This window comes from Bradyrhizobium sp. IC4059 (assembly GCF_020193615.1).
Taxonomy (GTDB): Bacteria; Pseudomonadota; Alphaproteobacteria; order Rhizobiales; family Xanthobacteraceae; genus Bradyrhizobium; species Bradyrhizobium yuanmingense.
The window spans coordinates 1-17044 of the sequence record NZ_JADYVH010000005.1 but is presented as its reverse complement, the minus strand read 5'-3'; the positions used below and the strand labels follow the sequence as shown (position 1 = coordinate 17044).

11 protein-coding genes and 1 pseudogene are annotated in these 17044 nt (G+C 66.9%); 7 read left to right on the top strand and 5 right to left on the bottom strand.

Annotation, left to right across the window (positions count from 1 at the left end; genetic code table 11):
* Nucleotides 1-107 precede the first annotated feature (107 nt).
* Complete coding sequence (gene glmU, locus I6F12_RS16600) at nucleotides 108-1463, top strand: bifunctional UDP-N-acetylglucosamine diphosphorylase/glucosamine-1-phosphate N-acetyltransferase GlmU (RefSeq protein WP_225156854.1); 1356 nt, start codon at nucleotides 108-110, stop codon at nucleotides 1461-1463.
* A 6-nt stretch (nucleotides 1464-1469) separates the two neighbouring features.
* Here glmU and I6F12_RS16595 read toward each other — a convergent pair whose 3' ends face one another.
* The gene (locus tag I6F12_RS16595; protein ID WP_225133654.1) at nucleotides 1470-1688 is read right to left on the bottom strand and encodes a hypothetical protein; all 219 of its coding nucleotides are present in this window, start codon (nucleotides 1686-1688) and stop codon (nucleotides 1470-1472) included.
* Between the two features lie 229 nt (nucleotides 1689-1917).
* Here I6F12_RS16595 and glmS point away from each other — a divergent pair, with 229 nt between their 5' ends.
* The 3 genes from glmS (at nucleotide 1918) to I6F12_RS16580 (ending at nucleotide 5559) form a co-directional block, all read left to right on the top strand.
* Nucleotides 1918-3744 (top strand): glutamine--fructose-6-phosphate transaminase (isomerizing), encoded by a 1827-nt coding sequence (glmS, locus tag I6F12_RS16590; protein ID WP_036039717.1) that lies wholly within the window; start codon nucleotides 1918-1920, stop codon nucleotides 3742-3744.
* An 83-nt stretch (nucleotides 3745-3827) separates the two neighbouring features.
* Nucleotides 3828-4598 (top strand): DUF502 domain-containing protein, encoded by a 771-nt coding sequence (locus I6F12_RS16585; protein WP_036012517.1) that lies wholly within the window; start codon nucleotides 3828-3830, stop codon nucleotides 4596-4598.
* 103 nt (nucleotides 4599-4701) lie between these two features.
* Nucleotides 4702-5559, top strand: coding sequence for an NAD(P)-dependent oxidoreductase (locus I6F12_RS16580; protein ID WP_225139961.1), 858 nt, complete (start codon nucleotides 4702-4704; stop codon nucleotides 5557-5559).
* Nucleotides 5560-5719: 160 nt separating this feature from the next.
* Here I6F12_RS16580 and recG read toward each other — a convergent pair whose 3' ends face one another.
* Entirely contained in the window at nucleotides 5720-7828 is a 2109-nt protein-coding gene (recG, locus tag I6F12_RS16575) for an ATP-dependent DNA helicase RecG (RefSeq protein WP_225156853.1), read from the bottom strand.
* A 253-nt stretch (nucleotides 7829-8081) separates the two neighbouring features.
* Here recG and I6F12_RS16570 point away from each other — a divergent pair, with 253 nt between their 5' ends.
* Nucleotides 8082-8372 (top strand): succinate dehydrogenase assembly factor 2, encoded by a 291-nt coding sequence (locus tag I6F12_RS16570; RefSeq protein ID WP_036012510.1) that lies wholly within the window; start codon nucleotides 8082-8084, stop codon nucleotides 8370-8372.
* Nucleotides 8369-11887: a transcription-repair coupling factor gene (gene mfd / locus I6F12_RS16565; RefSeq protein ID WP_225156852.1), complete on the top strand. Its 3519-nt coding sequence runs from the start codon at nucleotides 8369-8371 to the stop codon at nucleotides 11885-11887. The genes I6F12_RS16570 and mfd overlap by 4 nt, the downstream gene beginning before the upstream one ends.
* Before the next feature lie 130 nt (nucleotides 11888-12017).
* Here the strand turns inward: mfd and I6F12_RS16560 are convergent, their stop codons facing one another.
* The 3 genes from I6F12_RS16560 to I6F12_RS16550 all read right to left on the bottom strand — a co-directional run bounded on the left by I6F12_RS16560 (nucleotide 12018) and on the right by I6F12_RS16550 (nucleotide 16680).
* Nucleotides 12018-13241 carry a hypothetical protein gene (locus I6F12_RS16560; RefSeq protein WP_036012502.1) on the bottom strand — a complete coding sequence of 408 codons (1224 nt, stop codon included), beginning with the start codon at nucleotides 13239-13241 and terminating at the stop codon, nucleotides 12018-12020.
* A gap of 87 nt (nucleotides 13242-13328) precedes the next feature.
* A complete protein-coding gene (locus I6F12_RS16555; protein ID WP_225156851.1) occupies nucleotides 13329-14831 on the bottom strand; it encodes a class I adenylate-forming enzyme family protein in 1503 nt (500 codons plus the stop codon).
* Between the two features lie 4 nt (nucleotides 14832-14835).
* Nucleotides 14836-16680: an extracellular solute-binding protein gene (locus tag I6F12_RS16550; RefSeq protein ID WP_225157006.1), complete on the bottom strand. Its 1845-nt coding sequence runs from the start codon at nucleotides 16678-16680 to the stop codon at nucleotides 14836-14838.
* Nucleotides 16681-16938: 258 nt separating this feature from the next.
* On the opposite strand from I6F12_RS16550, the pseudogene I6F12_RS16545 reads away from it, so the two are divergent.
* A pseudogene (locus tag I6F12_RS16545) lies at nucleotides 16939-17044 on the top strand (invasion associated locus B family protein); the annotation flags it as partial.

The following is a 17044-nucleotide window of genomic DNA, read 5'->3' as shown; positions in this document are numbered from 1 at the left end:
GCCGCACTTGAATTCCGGGCGTTTGCGGGGGTAGCAAGGCGATAGCTTCCGAGGGCGTTGCCGCCCGTCCGCGCCAATTTGATTCGGCCATAGCTGTCAGGATTTCGATGACCGCCCGTTCCAGCCTCACGATCGTGCTCGCCGCCGGCGAAGGTACGCGCATGCGATCGAGCCTGCCGAAGGTGCTGCATCCGGTCGCGCACCAGAGTCTGCTCGCGCATGTCCTCGCCGCCGCACCCAAGGGAACCGGCACCTCGCTCGCGGTCGTGATCGGTCCCGATCATCAGGCGGTCGCCGACGAAGCCAAGCGCATCCGTCCCGACGCGCTGACCTTCGTGCAGGCCGAGCGGCTCGGCACCGCGCATGCGGTACTGGCGGCGCGCGAGGCGATCGCGAGCGGCGCCGACGATCTCCTCATCGCGTTCGGCGACACGCCGCTGATCTCGGCCGAGACCTTTGCGCGGCTGCGCGCGCCGCTCGCCCGCGGCGCAGCCATTGCCGCGCTCGGCTTTCGCGCCGCCGACCCGACCGGCTACGGCCGCTTCATCGTCGAGGGCGACCGCCTGGTTGCGATCCGCGAGCAGGCCGATGCCAGCGCGGACGAGCGCAAGATCGATCTGTGCAACGCCGGCGTGATGGCGATCGACGGCCGCCGTGCGCTCGACATTCTCGGGCAGATCGGCAATGCCAATTCCAAGGGCGAATATTATCTGACGGATGCGGTCGAAATCGTCCGCAGGCAGGGATGGGAGTCGGTGGTGATCGAAACCAGCGAGGACGAGGTGCGCGGCATCAACACCAAGGCGCAGCTGGCCGAGGCCGAAGCCGTAATGCAGGCGCGCTTGCGCAAGGCGGCGATGGAGGCCGGCGTCACGCTGGTCGCGCCGGAGACGGTGTATCTGTCCACTGACACCGTGTTCGGCAAGGACGTGACGATCGAGCCGTTCGTGGTGATCGGCCCCGGCGTGTCGATCGCGGACGGCGCGGTGATCCACTCGTTCTCGCATATCGTCGAGACTACGCTCGGCAAGAAGGTCTCGATCGGACCCTATGCGCGGCTGCGTCCCGGCACCTCGCTCGGCGACGGCGCGCGCATCGGCAATTTCGTGGAGACCAAGGCGGCGACGCTTGAGGCCGGCGTCAAGGTCAACCATCTCTCCTATATCGGCGATGCCACCGTCGGCGCCAATTCCAACATCGGCGCCGGCACCATCACCTGCAACTACGATGGCTTCAAGAAGCACAAGACGGTGATCGGAAAGGGCGCCTTCGTCGGCACCAACTCCTCGCTGGTCGCCCCGGTAACGATCGGCAATGGTGCCTATATCGGCTCGGGCTCGGTGATCACGAAGGACGTCCCCGACGACGCGATGGCGCTGGAGCGGAGCCCGCAGACCATCCGGGAAGGCGGCGCGGCGCGCTATCGCGAGATGAAGACCGGCGGCAAGAAGCCGGAGACGTGAGCGGCGCTATTCTTCGTCGGCGAATTCGGAGAAGATCGCGCGGGTCAGGCGCCAGCCGCGCGGCTTGGCGCGCTTCACCGGCTCGCCTTCGGGATGCTTGATGAAGAGGGGCTTGTTCTCTTTGCCGCGCAGCGGCGGCGGCCAATGCGCAAGGTGCGTGCCCGTGGTCTCGCTGGCGCGCAGATTCATCGACGACAGACCCTTGCGGTCGGATGAGCCTTTCATGGCCTGGTTCTCCTGACCGGAATCGTTGGCCAAATGTATTGACAATTGGTTAACGTGCGCGGTTTAAGCCGGCCAATTCGACGCAGACGACGCAGACGACGCAGCGGTCGCGGGCCCGTGCTGTCTCAATCAGCAATAATTATTGAGTATCTGGTTCCCTGCGATTTTCGCTAAAAACCAAGCGCGTCGTTTAGGCGATTTTTCGACGATTTGGGGGATAGTGATCCGCATGTGCGGGATTGTCGGCATTCTCGGGCGCGAGCCGGTTGCAGAGCAATTGGTGGATTCGCTCAAACGCCTCGAATATCGCGGCTACGATTCCGCGGGCGTGGCCACGCTCGAAGGCAAGCACCTGGAGCGCCGCCGCGCCGAGGGCAAGCTGAAGAATCTGGAGAAGCGGCTGGAGGCCGAGCCGCTCAAGGGTACCACCGGCATCGGTCACACGCGCTGGGCCACCCACGGCAAGCCGACCGTCAACAACGCCCACCCGCACGCGACCGAGCGCGTCGCCGTGGTCCACAACGGCATCATCGAGAATTTCCGCGAGCTGCGCGAGGAGCTCGAAAAGAAGGGCACGGTGTTCCACACCGAGACCGACACCGAGATCGTGCTGCATCTCGTCGACGATTTGCTCACGCGCGGCAATAAGCCCGTGGAAGCGGTGAAGCTGACGCTGGCGCGCCTGCGCGGCGCCTTCGCGCTCGGCTTCATCTTCGCCGGCGACAACGACCTCATGATCGGCGCCCGCAACGGCCCGCCGCTGGCGATCGGCTACGGCGACGGCGAGATGTATCTCGGCTCGGACGCCATCGCGCTCGGCCCGTTCACCGACACGATCAGCTATCTCGAGGACGGCGACTGGGCGGTGCTGACCCGCAAGAGCGCCGCGATCTTCGACAAGGACGGCCATGCCGTCCAGCGCGACAAGATCAGGCACGCCGCCTCGACCTCGCTGGTCGACAAGGCCAATTACCGTCACTTCATGGCCAAGGAGATCCATGAGCAGCCCGAGGTGGTCGGCCACACGCTGGCGCGCTACGTCGATATGGCGACCGAGCGCGTCGCGCTACCGGTCAAGCTGCCGTTCGATTTCAAGAACATCCAGCGCATCAACATCACCGCTTGCGGCACAGCGAGCTATGCCGGGTTCGTCGCCAAATACTGGTTCGAGCGCTTTGCGCGCCTGCCGGTCGAGGTCGACGTCGCCTCCGAATTCCGCTACCGCGAGGCCCCCTTGCGCAAGGGCGACCTCGCCATCTTCATCTCGCAGTCGGGCGAGACCGCCGACACGCTGGCGGCGCTGCGCTATGCCAAGGCCGAGGGCGTGCACACGATCGCGGTCGTCAACGTGCCGACCTCGACGATCGCGCGCGAGAGCGAGACGGTGCTGCAGACGCTGGCGGGACCCGAGATCGGCGTCGCCTCGACCAAGGCGTTCACCTGCCAGCTCATGGTGCTGGCAAACCTTGCGATCGCGGCCGGCAAGGCGCGCGGCGAATTGTCGGACGAGGACGAGACCAAGCTGGTCCACGGGCTCGTCGAGGTTCCGCGCCTGATGGCCGATGCGCTCACGAGCGAGCTCCAGATCGAGAAGCTGGCGCACCGGATCGCCAAGTCGCGCGACGTGCTCTATCTCGGCCGCGGCACCAGCTTCCCGCTGGCGCTCGAAGGCGCGCTCAAGCTGAAGGAGATCTCCTACATCCACGCCGAGGGCTATGCCGCCGGCGAGCTCAAGCACGGCCCCATCGCGCTGATCGACGAGACCATGCCGGTCGTCGTCATCGCACCCCACGACCGCGTGTTCGAGAAGACCGTCTCCAACATGCAGGAGGTCGCCGCGCGCGGCGGCAACATCATTCTGATGACCGATGCCAAGGGCGCGGCGGAGGCGACGGTCGAGTCCCTCGTCACCATCGTCATGCCCGATATGGCAGCAGCCTTCACGCCGATGGTCTATGCTGTCCCGGTGCAGCTGCTCGCCTATCACACGGCCGTCGTGATGGGGACCGACGTCGACCAGCCGCGCAACCTCGCAAAATCGGTGACCGTGGAATAGGCAATCTGGATATCGATCGGCCGCTCTCTTCCAAAACCTGCTAGAAGACCCTAGCTTGTGGTAGCGACCGACCTGGAACCCGAATGACCCCCCGCGACGACGCGCCTGCGCCTCTTGATCCCGTTCCGGAACCGCATACCGGCCTGATGGGCCGTTTCCGCAATTATTTCCTGACCGGCCTCGTGGTGACGGGGCCGATCGCGATCACCCTCTATCTGGTCTGGTGGTTCGTTACCTGGGTCGACGGCGTGGTGCGGCCGTTCGTGCCGCTGGCCTACCGGCCGGAAACCTATCTTCCCTACGTCATTCCCGGCTGGGGACTGATTGTCGCATTCTTCACGCTGACGCTGGTCGGCTTCCTCGCGGCCAATCTGATCGGCCGCACGCTGGTCGATGTCGGCGAGACCTTTCTCGGCCGGATCCCGGCGGTGCGCGCGATCTATCGCGGCCTGAAGCAGGTGTTCGAGACGCTGTTCTCGGGCAAGGGCTCGAGCTTCCGGAAAGTGGGCCTGGTCGAGTTTCCTTCGCCGGGCATGTGGTCGATCGTGCTGATCTCGCAGTCGCCGAACGAGGACATCTCGCGCAGCCTGCCGGGGCAGGAGGAGCACGTGTCGGTGTTCCTGCCGTGCTCGCCGAACCCGACCACGGGCTTCTTCTTCTATGTCCCCAAAAGCAAGATCATCGAGGTCGATCTCACCGCCGAGGACGCCGCGACGCTGATCATGTCGGCCGGCGTGGTGCAGCCGGGCTCGTCGCCCGATCCGAAGAAGGCGGCCGCGCTTGCGGGCATGGCGAATGCTGCGCGGATTGCCAATGCCTCCACGCTCCGGCCCGAGCCTGCGAAGGCGGAGTAGGGCCATTCCGCCGCGGGATGGTCGCGTTCACGCGGGCGCATTCGTCCTCTGTTAGTCTCAGGTCGACCGAACCTGCCGCTCGGAATTCGACCTGGAGTGCACGATGTCCAAAACCATTGCGATCCTCGCCCCCGGCGCCATGGGCAGCGCCGTGGCCCGGCGCCTCAGCGAGAACGGTGCGCGCGTGCTGACGTCGCTCAAGGGGCGGAGCGAGGCGACGCGCAAACGCGCCGCGGACGCCGGAATGGTCGGCGCCGAGGACGATGCGATCGCGGACGCCGACATCATCCTCTCGATCGTGCCGCCGGGCGAAGCCGTCGCGCTGGCCGAACGGCTGGCCGCGCTGATCGTCAGGCGCGAGAAGAAGCCGGTCGTGGTCGATTGCAACGCCGTCAATGTCGATACCGTGCAAAGAATTGAGGAGATCATCGGGTCGGCGCAGGCGCCGTTCGTCGATGCCGGCATCATCGGCTTTCCGCCGCAGCCAGGTGGCAAGAGCCCGGCCTTCTACATGTCGGGCGAGCATGCCAAGGACGTTGCCGTGCTTGGGGATCTCGGCCTCGACGTGCGGATCGTCGAAGGCCCGGTCGGCGCGGCCTCGGCGTTGAAAATGTCCTATGCCGGCATCGTCAAGGGCCTCGCCGGCATCGGATCGGCGATGGTGATCGCAGCCACGAAGGCGGGCGCGGCCGATGCACTGCGCGACGAGCTCGCGCTGAGCCAGCCCGCCATCTTGGCGCGGCTCGAAGTCGCGCTGCCCGACATGATCCCGAAGGCCTATCGCTGGGTCGCCGAGATGCGGGAGATTTCAGGATTCCTCGGGCCCGATCATCCGGCCAGCCAGATCTACGAGGGCTTTGCGCGGTGGTTCGAGCATCTGGCGGAGGATGCGAAGGGGGAGGCTGTGGATGCGGGATTGATGAAGACCTTCGCGGCGAGCATCGCGCGGAAGAAGGCCTGATCGCGCGCATTCTCGCTCTCTCAACACGTCATTGCGAGCGCAGCGAAGCAATCCAGGCTGCCTCCGCGGGAAGATTCTGGATTGCTTCGCTGCGCTCGCAATGACGTGGAGGTTCCGGTGCCTTTGCGTCTGTCACGAATCTTGCGGCACTGCCTCAAAGTTAGCCCGCTCCGATCAGCGGAATCGCCTCGTCGCGCTCATAGAGATACAGCAGGCACCGCAGCGCTTCGCCGCGTTCGCCCTTCAGCTTCGGATCCTCCTTGAGGATCCGCAGCGCCTCGTCTCTGGCCTGGGCGATCAACTGGCCATGCACCTCCGGGCGCGCGATGCGGTAGCCGGGCAGGCCGCTCTGGCGCACTCCCAGCACGTCGCCTTCGCCGCGCAGCTTCAGGTCTTCCTCGGCGATGCGGAAGCCGTCGGTGGTCTCGCGGATCACTTTCAGCCGCGCCTTCGACATCTCGCCGAGCGGCTCGCCATAGAGCAGGATGCAGGTCGATGCTTCGGAGCCGCGCCCGATGCGGCCGCGGAGCTGGTGGAGCTGGGCAAGACCGAAACGCTCGGCGTTCTCGATCACCATGATGGTGGCGGCCGGAACGTCGACGCCGACCTCGACCACGGTGGTGGCGACCAGCAGGCCGATGTCGTGCGCGGCGAACTGGGCCATGACGCGGTCCTTCTCGGTGCCCTTCATCTGGCCGTGGACGAGGCCGACGCGATCGCCGAAGCGCTTTTGCAGGGTCTCGAAACGCTTGGTGGCGTTGGTGAGATGCTCGGTGCCCTCCGCCTCCGACTCCTCGACCAGCGGGCAGATCCAGTAGACCAGCTTGCCGGCTTCGAGCGCACGGCCGACGCCTTCCATGACCTCGCCGATGCGGCTCATCGGGACGGCGCGGGTATCGATGGGCTGGCGGCCGGCCGGCTTTTCGCGCAGCTCGGAGATGTCCATATCGCCGAAATAGGTCAGCACCAGCGTGCGCGGGATCGGCGTTGCGCTCAGCACCAGCACGTCGACAGCCTCGCCCTTGGACGTCAGCGCGAGGCGCTCGCGCACGCCGAAACGGTGCTGCTCGTCGACGATGGCGAGCGCGAGATCCCTGAACACGACATCGTCCTGGATCAGCGCATGGGTGCCGACGAGCAGGTCGATCTCGCCGTCGGCGAGCTGAGTGATGATCTCGCGCCGCTCCTTGCCCTTCTCGCGGCCGGTGAGGATCGCGACCCGCAATCCCGCGCGCTCGGCGAGCGGAGCGATGGTCTTGATGTGCTGGCGCGCCAGGATCTCGGTCGGGGCCATCAGCGCGGCCTGCTTGCCGACCTCGGCGACCGCGGCGGCCGCGAGCAGCGCCACCACGGTCTTGCCGGAGCCGACGTCACCTTGCAGCAGGCGCAGCATGCGCAGCGGCTGCTTGAGGTCTTCGGCAATCGCCGCCGCAGCGTTGCGCTGTGACGGTGTGAGCGCGTAAGGAAGGGCATCGATGATCTTGTTGCGCAGATGTCCGTCGCCGGCATTGCGCACGCCGGCGGGGCGGCGCAGCTGAGCGCGGATCAGGGCGAGCGCGAGCTGGCCGGCCAAGAGCTCGTCGAAGGCGAGGCGCGACCAGAACGGCCGGTCGGGCAAGATGTCGGTCAGCTCGACCGGCTGGTGCACGCGATTGAGCGCCTCCGCGATCGGCGGGAAGTCACATCGGCGCAGCACCTCCGGGCTGATCCATTCCGGCAGCGCGGGAAGCTTTTGCAGCGCCTGCGCGATCGCGCGGCGGAGCGATCCGAGCGCGAGCCCTTCCGTCAGCGGATAGACCGGGTCGATCCCTGACAGCTTGGAGATCGCCTCCTCGTCGAGCACGCGATCGGGATGCACGATCTGCGGGATGCCGTCGTACATTTGCAGCGTGCCGGAGACGAAGCGCTTCTCGCCGACCGGCAAGAGCTTTTCGACAAAGCCCAGCTTGGCGCGGAAGAAGGTCAGCACTACGTCGCCGGTATCGTCGCTGGCGTAGACCAGATACGGCGCGCGCGAATTGCGCGGCGGCGGCGGGCGGTGACGATCGACCGTGACCTCCAGCGTCACCATGGTTCCAACGGCCGCGTCGCGGATCTTCGGCCGGGCCCGGCGGTCGATCACCTGGCTCGGCAGATGCAAGAGCAGATCGACCAGCCGCGGCGTCTCGCTGCGGCTGAGCAGGTACTGCAACAGCTTGTCCTGCTTCGGACCGACGCCGGGCAGGCTGGTCACGGGAGCAAACAGCGGATTGAGCAGGCTGGGGCGCATTCGGGGAATCTAAGATCGTTCCTCGCCGTCATGCCCGGCTTTATGCCGGGCATCCACGGCTTTTTTTCCGCGCGACGTGGATGGCCGGGACATGGGCGAGCGGAAGCGACGCCGTCCTTCAGACGGCTATGCCCGGCCATGACGGATTGGAGGGACGACCTCCCGCAACAAAGGGCTGACACCGGGGGTCCGAGTGGCTATATCACCCCCGCCCGGCACGTCCGGGCTTTCTGCGTTTGACTGGATTTGAGACATGACGGGAACGACACGATCGAGCAGCGGGCTGGATGACCGCCGCAAGCGGCTTCTGTTCCGCTGCTGGCACCGCGGCACGCGCGAGATGGACCTGATCCTCGGCCGCTTCGCGGATGCCGAGATCGGCAATCTGTCCGACGACGAGCTGAGCCAGCTCGAGACCTTGCTCGAGGTCAACGATCCCGATCTCTATGCCGCCATCACCGGCGACAAGGTGCTGCCGGCCGACGTCGCCGGCGCGCTGTTTGCCCGCATCAAGGCGTTTCCGATCGCGGACGGCAACGCATGAAGCAGGGAATGAAATCTCCGGCCGAGCTGCTCGCGCCCGGCCGCGCGCTGACGCTCGCCAATGTCGCGGAAGGTGCCGAAGGCCTCGTCGTCTCCGATCTCGCGCGCGCCATCGCGGCGCGGCCGAAGAAGCCGGCGGTCAGCCTCGCCGTGGTCTGCCGCGACGGCGGGCGCATGCAGTCGCTCGAACGCGCACTTAGGTTCTTCGCGCCCGATCTGCCGGTGCTGACCTTCCCGGCCTGGGATTGCCAACCCTATGACCGCGTCTCGCCGCATGGCGGCGTTCTCGCCCAGCGCCTGACCACGCTGGCGCGGCTGGCCTCGCTCACCGGCAGCGACAAGCCGCTGATCGTGCTGACCACGGTGAACGCGGTGGTGCAGCGCGTGCCCGCGCGCGAGCTGGTCGCGGCGCAGGCGCTGTCGGTCGCGCCGGGCAATGTCGTGCCGATGGACACCGTCGTCGCCTGGCTCGAGCACAACGGCTATAACCGCTCCTCCACCGTGCGCGAGCCCGGCGAATATGCCGTGCGCGGCGGCATTTTGGATCTGTTTCCGGCCGGCCTCGAGCAGCCGGTGCGGTTCGACTTCTTCGGGGACAGCCTGGAATCGATCCGCTCCTTCGACGCGGAGACCCAGCGCACGCTGCTCGACATGCGCTCGCTCGACCTCGTGCCGGTCTCCGAGTTCCAGCTCGTCACCGACACCATCCGCCGTTTCCGCATGGGCTATGTCGCCGAGTTCGGCGCGCCCGAGCGCGACGATGCGCTGTACGAGGCGGTCAGCGAAGGCCGCCGCCATCCCGGCATGGAGCACTGGCTGCCGCTGTTCCAGGACCGGATGGACACGCTGTTCGATTATCTGCAAGGCGCGGCAATCGCGATCGAGCCGCAGGCCGAGGACGCCGTGCGCGAGCGCTTCAAGCAGATCCTCGACTATTACGAGGCCCGGCGCGAGGCGATGGAGCATCCCGGCGGCGGCGCGATCTACAAGCCGCTGCCGCCCGACCGGCTGTATCTGACCGAGGAGGAATGGAGCAAGCGCCTCGGCGCGATCCCGCTGGCGCGGCTGACGCCGTTCTCGGTGCCGACCGACGGCATTGGCATAGTCGATGCGGGTGCGCGCAAGGGCCGCGACTTCGCGCCGGAGCGCAACGACAGCAATGTCAACGTGTTCGAGTCCGTGGTCAGCCACGTCATGGCGCTGCAGGCTAGCCGCAAGAAGGTCGTGATCGCGCTGTGGACGGAGGGCTCGCGCGACCGCATGACCTCGATGCTGCGCGACCACAAGCTCGCCCACACCACCAGCGTCAATTCGTGGCGGACGGTGCAGGCGACGCCGCGCAACGAGACCATGCTCGCCGTGCTCGGCCTCGAGAGCGGCTTCGAGACCGACGAGATCGCCGTCATCAGCGAGCAGGACATCCTCGGCGACCGCCTAGTGCGGCCGCGCAAGGCCAGTCGCAAGCTCGACAATTTCATCTCGGAGGTGACGAGCCTCACCGCCGGCGACATCGTCGTCCACGTCGATCACGGCATCGGCCGGTTCATCGGCCTGCAGACGCTGGACGTCGCCGGCGCGCCGCATGACTGCCTCGAGCTGCATTATGCCGCCGAGACCAAGCTGTTCCTGCCGGTCGAGAACATCGAGCTCTTATCGCGTTACGGCTCTGATCAAACCACGGTCGAGCTCGATCGGCTCGGTGGCTCGGGCTGGCAGACCCGAAAAGCAAAACTGAAGAACCGCATCCGCGAAATCGCGGGCGAGCTGATCAAGATCGCGGCCGAACGCATGCTGCACGAAGCGCCGAAGCTGCCGGTGCAGCAGGGCGTCTACGACGAGTTCTGCGCACGCTTCCCCTATGACGAGACCGAGGACCAGCTGGGCGCGATCGAGTCCACGCTGAAGGATCTCGAAAAGGGCCGCCCGATGGATCGCCTGATCTGCGGCGACGTCGGCTTCGGCAAGACCGAGGTGGCGCTGCGCGCCGCCTTCGCCGTGGCGCTCGACGGCAAGCAGGTCGCGGTCGTGGTGCCGACCACGCTGCTGGCGCGTCAGCACTACCGGACCTTCAGCGAGCGCTTCAAAGGCTTCCCGGTCAACGTCGCGCAGGCCTCGCGCCTGATCCCGACCAAGCAGCTCAACGAGGTCAAGAAGGGTATCGCCGACGGCTCGGTCGACATCGTCGTCGGCACCCACGCGTTGCTCGGCAAGGCGATCAAATTCCGCGACCTTGGCCTGCTCATCGTCGACGAGGAGCAGCATTTCGGCGTCAGCCACAAGGAGCGGTTGAAGGCGCTGCGCGCCGAGGTGCACGTGCTGACGCTGTCGGCGACCCCGATCCCGCGCACGCTCCAATTGGCACTGACCGGCGTCCGCGAGCTCTCGATCATCGCATCGCCCCCGGTCGACCGTCTCGCGGTGCGAACCTTCGTCGCCCCGCACGATCCCCTGATGATCCGCGAAGCGCTCCTGCGCGAGCGCTATCGCGGCGGCCAGGCGTTCTACGTGGTGCCGCGTATCGACGATCTCGCCGAGGTCAAGGACTTCCTCGACAAGAACGTGCCCGAGATGAAGGTCGCGGTCGCGCACGGCCAGATGCCGCCGGCCGTGATCGAGGACATCATGACCGCGTTCTACGACGGCAAGTTCGACGTTCTGTTGTCGACCACCATAGTCGAGTCCGGCCTCGACATCCCCAACGCCAACACTTTGATCGTGCATCGCGCCGACATGTTCGGCCTTGCCCAGCTCTACCAGCTGCGCGGCCGCGTCGGCCGCTCCAAGCTGCGGGCCTATGCGCTGTTCACGCTGCCGGCGCAGCAGAAGATCACCGCGCAGGCCGAGCGCCGGCTCACCGTGCTGCAGTCGCTGGAGACGCTGGGCGCCGGCTTCCAGCTCGCCTCCCACGACCTCGACATCCGCGGCGCCGGCAATTTGCTCGGCGAGGAGCAGTCCGGCCACATCAAGGAGGTCGGCTTCGAGCTCTATCAGTCGATGCTGGAGGAGGCGATCGTCAACCTCAAGGCCGGCGTCTCCGAGCCCGCCGCCGATCGCTGGTCGCCCCAGATCACCATCGGCATGCCCGTGCTGATTCCGGAGGACTATGTCAGCGACCTCTCGGTGCGGCTGTCGCTGTACCGGCGCCTGGCCGATCTCGACACCGAGGAGGAGATCGAGAATTTCGGCGCCGAGATGCGCGACCGCTTCGGCGTGCTGCCGGACGAGGTGCGCTATCTGTTCAAGGTCGCCGCGATCAAGGCGTTCTGCCGCCGGGCCAATGTCGAGAAGATCGACGCCGGCCCGAAGGGCGCCGTCATCGTCTTCCGCGACAATTCCTTCGCCCATCCCGAGCGCCTCGTGAGCTTCATCCGCAGCTACGGCCAGGCCGCCAAGGTGCGGCCCGACATGAAGGTTGTGTTCCTGCAGGACTGGGAAACGCCGGAGGAGCGGCTCGCGGGCACGACGGAGATCATGCGGCAGCTGGCGCAGCTCGCCGAGAGCAAGAAGGCGGCGTAGAGGCACCGGCCTCACCGCGTCATTGCGAGGAGCCCTTGCGACGAAGCAATCCAGAGTCTTTCCGCGGAGGGATTCTGGATTGCTTCGCGCGCTCGCAATGACGGTGGTTGTTGCTGCAGCTCGCGAAAAACTACGACGCCGCCCTCGATGCCTCCGCCGACAGGCGCGCCAGCAGCGAGCGTGCCGTATCCGACGGCGACAGCGAGTCCACGCTGACCACGGGATCGCTGCGCATCTCGTGCTTGCCGTTGGAGGTGTGCCGCATCACCGCCGACAGGCGGCGCGCGATCATATGCGCGGTGCGGAAGTCGGTCTCGGCGAACACGACGATGACCGAGCCGTCCTTCTGCGCGGCGCCAAAATCCATCTGCCGCATCAGGCGGCTGAGGATGCGGGCGGCGTCGAGCTGGGCGCGGGGATTGTTGGGATCGAAGGCGAAGCGGGCGACCGAGAGGCCGCCGCCGCGGGCGAGCGTCTGCTCGACCGCCTTGGCGAAATCGCGGGCGAAGGCTTCCACCGTGAGCAGGCCGCTGCGCGGATCGAGCCAGCCGCCGGCATCGATCGAGCGCAGCGTGCGGCTCAGCTGCGCTTCCATGGCGTGCTGGCGGATCAAGGGCAGCGCGTTGGCGGCGATCCTCGGCGGCTCGCCGGTGATCAGCTCGAGATTGGGAAGGTCGTAGCTCTGGGTGAGCTGGTGGGCGGTGACGACCACGGGCAGGCTGCGGAAGCGGGTGTCCTCGGCGAGCACGGTCAGAAACGCATCGGTCACGCGCGCGGTAAAACCTTCGGCGAGCACGACGCCGTCGAGATCGCGGGTGTTGAGGTGTTTCGCGGCAGCCTCGATCGAGAGCGCACCGACCACGCCGACGCGTTCGCCGAACGCGACGGAGAGCGCAGGGTAAGCCGCGCCGCGGCCGATCAGGAGCACGGTGGCATCGCGTGCGGGATCGCCCTGCGGCAGCGCGATTTTCACTTCGGGCAGCCGGCGCAGAACCGTTGCGTGTAATGTCCGCACGCGCAGCGCCGCCCGGAGCCGCGCGATCAGCCGGTCGGGATTGCCGCCGCGCGAGGAGAAGGGCAGGGCGTTGTGCGGCAGCGTGCCCGCCGCATCCAGGGCCACGAAGGGCAGGTAAGGCGATTGAGCGGTGATCGTCTTTGCGAGCCGCGTCACATGCGGCTCGTGTCCGGCATGGACCGCAGCGAGAACCGCGGCCGGCTGCACCTCTTCGACCGCGCGCGGCGCGCTGGTCCAGTCGGTGTCGACGACGGGAAAGAGCCGGGCCTCGTCCAGCGCCGCCACGAAGGCGGGGCGTTCGGCATCGGACACAAACAGGATCGGGCCCGCCTGGGACATGTAAAAACTCTGATCGCGCAACAATTTGCCGCCGCAATCTAGTTTGGCCGCCTTAATGCTGCGTCAACGCAGGCGCTGAAACCGCGCCTAGACAGGCCCGGAGCGGTCGCGAAAAGCCTCGACCATCAGGGGGTTAAGCCCGAGCTCGCTGAGCGCCTCGCGGGCGCGGGCATTGTCCTGGGCGCGCCCGGCGAGCCGGTGGCCGGAGAGGCGGTCGGGCAGCGCCGTGAGCAGCGCGCCCTGGCCGAGCCGGCGCGCCCATTCCTGCAGGTCGTTTGAGAGGAAGCGATAGCCGCCGACCGCCATGATGCCGGAGGGCGGCGCTGTGATGCAGATCGCGCCGCTCGGGCGATCGAGCCGCGCGGCATAGCCGGTGTCGACATAGTCGCGCGGCGGCTGCGCCGTCAGCGTCTCGCCGACCGGCTGCGGCGGGGCGTAGGCCGCGATCGGCACCATCGCGCCGCGCAGGCCAAGCGTGCCCTTCGGCGTCAGCAGGATCTCGCCGGCGATGGAGGAGCCGGACTGCTCGCGCGGAGCGCCGTGCGGCCCCGGCATCACCGGCACCGGCATGCCGTCCTCGCCGCGGCGGGCGCCGAACAATCCGGCCTCGCCGAACAGGTAGACGTCGGTCAGCGGCGCATGCGGTGCAATCCAGGCATCGCTCGCCGCGACCTGCTCGGGCGCGCGCCACAGGCCGATGACGTTGCGCAAAGTCGGCATCCGCGCCGCGAGGTCGGCATCGCCGAGCCGCAGCGCGAGCTGCGCCGGCGCGATCAGCACCTCGCATTGGTGCTCGTTGATCTGCTGCTCCAGCACATCGTTCTCGAACGGATGATGCAGCGCCATCGTGCCGCCCGAGAGCAGCCACACCGCGAGCGAGGAGGCGAGCCCTGCGAACGACATCGGCGTGAACGCCGCCATCACGGTCGCGCCCTGCTTGATGTCGGCTTCGAGCGACATCGCAAGGCCGCCCGCGATCAGGCTGAAATGCGGCCGCGGCACCGGACGGAAGCCCTCCGCCGTGACGTCGAAGGAGATCATGGCCGCCTTGCGGCCGTCCTGGATCACGGCGCGCGTGGTGCCGGGCGGGCGTGCCAGGACGTCGTCGAGCGAAGCCATGCCTTCGGGCAGGTCGCTTCCGAAGCCGTAGACGTGCCGGATCGAGAACGCCTCGGCCGCGGCGTGCATGGCGAGATCAGCATAGCTGACGCCGTCGACCGTGCTCATGGTAACGATGGCGCGCGCGGCGGTGCGGTTGAGCGCTGCGGTCAGTTCCGCATGGCGCCAGAGCAGCGGCAGCACGGCGACGACGAGGCCGGCGCGATGGGCGGCGAGCACGGTCAGCACGAACTCGACCGTGTTGGGCAACTGGATCGCGATCACGGAATTGGCGGGCAGGCCGGATTCGACGAAATGCGCCGACAGCGCCTCGATGGCGGTATCGGCCTCGGTATAGCTCATCCGCCGCGGCTGGTGCCCGGTGATGCGTGCCTTGTTGAGCGGATCGAGCAGGGCGGTCGCGTGCGGCTGCCGCATCAGCGTGCGCTGAAACAATGTGTCGAGCGTCGGCGATATTGCTGGCTGGTTCACGGCGTCACTTCGCTTGATGAGCTTGCGGCTGCCCCTTCGACCACCAGGTCTCCGGCAAATAGCCCGAGAGCGAGGTGGTCTTGGGCCGTTCTATCCGATTCCAGCGCGCGATCCATTGCTCCGATACGTTAAACAGCGGGATTGTGTAGAAGCCCGCGATCAGAGCGCGGTCGAGCGCGCGCACCGCCGCAACGAAATCCGTATGTTCACGGGCCTCGAGCAGGGCGGCGATCATAGCATCGACGGCGGGATCCCTGGCTCCCATGTAGTTGCGGGTGCCCGGATTGTCCGCGGCCGCACTGCCCCAATAGAAGTACTGCTCGTTGCCGGGCGACAGCGACTGGTCCCAGCGGTTCTGGATCATGTCGAACTCGTAGGCGAGCCGGCGCTGGTCGAATTGCACGGGATCGACCGAGCGCACGCTGGCCTCGATGCCGGCGCGTCTGAGGTCGCGCTGGAAGGCGAGCGCGATGCGCTCCTGGTCGCGCGTCGTGACCATGATCTCGAAGGTGAAGGGGCTCTTGGTCGCGCGATTGCGCAGCACGGTGCCGTCGAGATCGTAGCCGGCCTGCGACAGCAGCTTCAGCGCGGCGCGCAGCGTGGTGCGGTCGCGGCCTGATCCGTCAGTGACCGGCAGGCGGTAGCTGCCGTCCAGGATGTCGGGCGGCATCCGTGTGGCGAACGGTTTGAGCAGCTCGCGCTCGCGCGCATCCGCAGGCCTACCATGGGCCGACAGTTCCGAGCCGGCGAAATAGCCGGCCACGCGCGAATAGAGCCCGAAGAAATAACTGCGGTTCACCAGCTCGAAATCGAGCAGCAGCGTCAGGGCCTGCCGCACACGGATGTCGGCGAAGACAGGACGGCGGGTGTTGAACACCAGGAATTCGGACGGCTGCGGCAGGCCGGGCTTGACGGTGTCGCGGATCACCTCGCCGCTTTTGGCTGCCGGAAAGTCATAGCCGTCGTGCCAGCGCAGCGGCTCGTGCTCGACGCGGAAATCGTAGAGGCCGCGCTTGAACGCCTCGAACTGCCCGTTGGCCTCGCGAAAATAGTCGAGCCGGATCTCGTCGAAATTGTAGAGCCCGCGATTGATGGCGAGGTCGCGGCCCCAATAATCGGGATTGCGCGCAAGCGTCACGCTGGTGCCGGGCTTCACCGCGGTGACGCGATAGGGGCCTGAGCCAATGGGCGCGGTCAGCGTCGTCTCCTCGAAGGTCGCGACGTCGATTGCGTGCTTCGGCAGGATCGGCATCAGGCCGAGAATCAGCGGCAGCTCGCGGTCGTTGGCGCCTGTCAGGTCGAATCGGACGGTGAGGGGATCGAGCGCTTCGGCCTTGGCGACCTTGCCGTAGTACTGCCGGTGATTGGGGCGGCCGTGGTCGCGTAGCAGCTGCCAGGAGAACAGCACGTCCTCGGCCGTGACCGGCTTGCCGTCGGAGAAGCGGGCGCGGGGATCGAGACGGAAGGTGACGAAGCTTCGCTCGTCATTGGTTTCGACGGTCCTGGCGAGCAGGCCGTAGAGCGTGAACGGCTCGTCCTGCCCGCGCGCCAGCAGGCTCTCGACCACGTAGTTGCGGACCGGCTGCACCGCCAATCCCCTCACGATGAAGGGATTGAGGCTGTCGAAGGTGCCGAGAATGCCCCAGGTCAGGCGCCCGCCCTTGGGGGCATCGGGGTCGGCGTAAGGCATGTGGCTGAAGCCGGCGGGCATCGCCGGCTTGCCGTGCATGGCGATCGCATGAGCCTCCTTGGCCGCGGCGGTGCCCGCTGACAGCATCCCGGCAAGTGCAAGGGCAAGCGTATAGGGGCGGAGACCGGGGCCCTCGAAGAGGCGCTGGAACATGAACATCGGCACAAGGTGATTCGAGGACCGTCGGGCGAATCTTATCACAGGGAATTTGATGGGGCTTTCGCGCCAGACCGGCCAAAGACGCTTGTCGGCATTGATCTTTTCGTCGGCCACGTTAAGAAGGCACCCAATCGCGCAAGAGCGTCGAGCCCGTCACTTATCCGCCTCAATTGACGGGGAGAGAGCCGCGCCCAAGGCGGCCAGGTTCGGCGCTTCGGAGCGGTTCGGGCACTTCCCGTTCAGAAAGGGTTTTCCGCAATGAATTTCCGTTACTTGGCCGCGTCCGTCCGGCCGCGCGGGCGACTTCTCGCCCTGTTGACGGCGACGGCGTTGGCCGTTCCGTTTGCCGCCGAGGCCCAGACCC